The following is a 2523-nucleotide window of genomic DNA, read 5'->3' on the forward strand; positions in this document are numbered from 1 at the left end:
TGAGGATCAGCGTGCAATAGGCACCCCCTTCGTGGGGTGATCGGCGTGCAAAAAGGACCCCTTCATCCCGGGGATTTAGTCGGCCGACTGGTTTTGATCAGTTGGCGAGAACGGGATGTTGATCGTGGAGACAGTGGTTCGGATTCGGCGTGAGCATGCAGCGGGTAAGGCGATCAAGGCGATCGCTCGTGACCTTCGTTTGTCGCGGAAGGTCGTCCGCAAAGCGATCCGGTCGCCGGAGGCGGCGTTCAACTATCAGCGCAAAGTCCAGCCGCTGCCGCGGATCGGTCCTTATCAGGATCGTCTCGATGCGCTGCTTGAGGAGAACGAAGGTCGCGGCCGCCGCGATCGGCTACGGATGACGCGTATCCATGACCTGCTGGTGCGCGAGGGGTTCGATGGATCCTATGATGCGGTGCGCCGCTATGCGGCGCGCTGGCGTGCTGCGCGGCGGAAGGATGCTGGCGAAGGCGCACCGGCGTTCATCCCGATGACCTTCCAGCCGGGTGAGGCCTACCAGTTCGACTGGAGCCACGAGGATGTGGAGATCGCCGGCAAGCCGATGCGGGTGAAGGTGGCGCATATGCGTCTCTGCGACTCGCGCGCACCCTATGTCCGGGCCTATCCGCGCGAGGGCCAGGAGATGCTGTTCGATGCCCATGCCCGGGCGTTCGCGTTCTTCGGCGGTGTGCCGCGACGCGGTATCTACGATAATATGAAGACGGCGGTGACGGCCGTGTTCACCGGCAAGGAGCGTGTGTTCAACCGCCGCTTCCTGATCATGACCGATCATTACATGGTCGAGCCGACCGCCTGCTCGCCGGCGGCGGGATGGGAGAAGGGCCAGGTCGAACAGCAGGTCCAGACGATCCGAGGCCGCTTCTTCCAGCCGCGACTCCGGTTCGCCAGCCTGGCCGAGCTCAACGGGTGGCTGGAGGCCGAGTGCCGGCGCTGGGCCGAGCATCATGCCCATCCCGAACGCGGGGATATTACCGTCGCCGAGGCGCTGGATATGGAGCGACCGGCCCTGCAGCCGATCCTGGCACCGTTCGACGGCTTCCATGAGAGCGAGCATGCCGTCACCGGCACCTGCCTCATCAGCTTCGATCGCAACCGCTACTCGGTCATGTCGACGGCCGCACGCCGGACCGTTCAGGTGCGCTCCTATGCCGATCGCATCGTCATACGCTGCGGCGATGCGATCGTCGGGGAGCATGAGCGCCACTTCGGTCGGAACCGCACGATATACGATCCCTGGCATTATCTGCCGGTCCTCGCGCACAAGCCCGGCGCGCTGCGTAACGGCGCACCGTTCCAGGACTGGGATCTGCCGCCCGCCCTGCACCGATTACGGCGAAGGCTCGGCACCGGGGACGAGGCCGATCGCAGGTTCGTGCGGGTCCTCTCGGCGGTGCTCACCGATGGCCTGGAGCCGGTAGAGGCTGCCGTGCGCGAAGCGTTGGCGAACGGAACGGCCAGCGACGAGCTGATCCTCAACATCCTCTCCCGGCGCCGCGAGCCGGCGACACCCCACAGCATCGTCACTTCGGAAGACCGGATGCTGCAGCATCCTCCGCTCGCCGACTGTGCCCGCTATGATCTGCTGCGAGGCTATGATGCAGCGGCATGATATGATCGACACGATGCGCGGCCTCGGGCTCAAGGGCATGGCGGCGGCGTTCGACGAGGCGGTCACCACCGGCCTCCAGCGCAAGCGCACCACCATGGAGATACTGACCGACCTGCTCCGTGCTGAGGCGACCCACCGGGATGCAGCCTCCATCCGCTATCGGATGACGGCTGCGAGGCTGCCCGTGGTGAAGGACCTGGAGCGGTTCAGCTTCGAGGGCACACCGATCAATGAGGAGATGATCCGCTCCCTTCACGATGGCTCCTTCCTCCCGCCTCGCCGCAATATCGTGCTGGTCGGCGGCACGGGGACAGGCAAGACCCACCTCGCCATCGCGATCACCGCCAATGTCGTGCGAAGGGGCGCTCGCGCCCGCTACTTCAACACCGTCGATCTGGTGACACGCCTCGAAGAGGAGACCCGGATCGGCAAAGGCGGGACCCTGGCGGCGCAGCTGTCGCGGCTCGACCTGATCGTGCTCGACGAGCTTGGATATCTGCCGTTCGCCCGCTCGGGAGGGCAGTTGCTGTTCCACCTCATCAGCAAGCTTTATGAGCGGACCAGCGTCATCATCACCACGAACCTCGCCTTCGGCGAATGGCCGACCGTGTTCGGCGATCCCAAGATGACCACGGCGCTGCTCGACCGCGTCACCCACCACTGCGATATCGTCGAGACGGGCAACGACAGCTGGCGCTTCAAAAACCGCAGCTGACAGCCACCTTCGGCGCCTTCAAAAATCTATCTTGCGCTGCGCGCGCCTCCGGTCGGGCTACGCCCGCCCTCCGCCGCACGCAGCGCAAGGCCATCTTCAACAAACCAGCATCATATTATCCGAAAAGGGGGTCCCTCTTCGACGCCGATCGGGGGTCCCTTTTGAACGCCGTTTGACA

At 64.7% G+C, this 2523-nt stretch carries 2 protein-coding genes; both read left to right on the plus strand.

Annotation, left to right across the window (positions count from 1 at the left end; translation table 11 throughout):
* Positions 1–115: 115 nt before the first annotated feature.
* Complete coding sequence (gene istA, locus L0963_RS19555; protein WP_021238707.1) at positions 116–1630, plus strand: IS21 family transposase; 1515 nt, start codon at positions 116–118, stop codon at positions 1628–1630.
* The gene (gene istB / locus L0963_RS19560; protein ID WP_031304487.1) at positions 1617–2345 is read left to right on the plus strand and encodes an IS21-like element helper ATPase IstB; all 729 of its coding nucleotides are present in this window, start codon (positions 1617–1619) and stop codon (positions 2343–2345) included. The genes istA and istB overlap by 14 nt, the downstream gene beginning before the upstream one ends.
* The last annotated feature ends 178 nt before the right edge of the window (positions 2346–2523 follow it).

Origin of the sequence: Sphingopyxis sp. NFH-91 (assembly GCF_021401285.1) — a bacterium.
GTDB lineage: Bacteria > Pseudomonadota > Alphaproteobacteria > Sphingomonadales > Sphingomonadaceae > Sphingopyxis > Sphingopyxis terrae_A.

What these genes read in the sequence shown, in the direction of transcription:
- istA (WP_021238707.1), top strand. Translation starts at nt 116, where the DNA reads ATGTTGATCGTGGAGACAGTGGTTCGGATTCGGCGTGAGCATGCAGCG.
- istB (WP_031304487.1), top strand. Translation starts at nt 1,617, where the DNA reads ATGCAGCGGCATGATATGATCGACACGATGCGCGGCCTCGGGCTCAAG.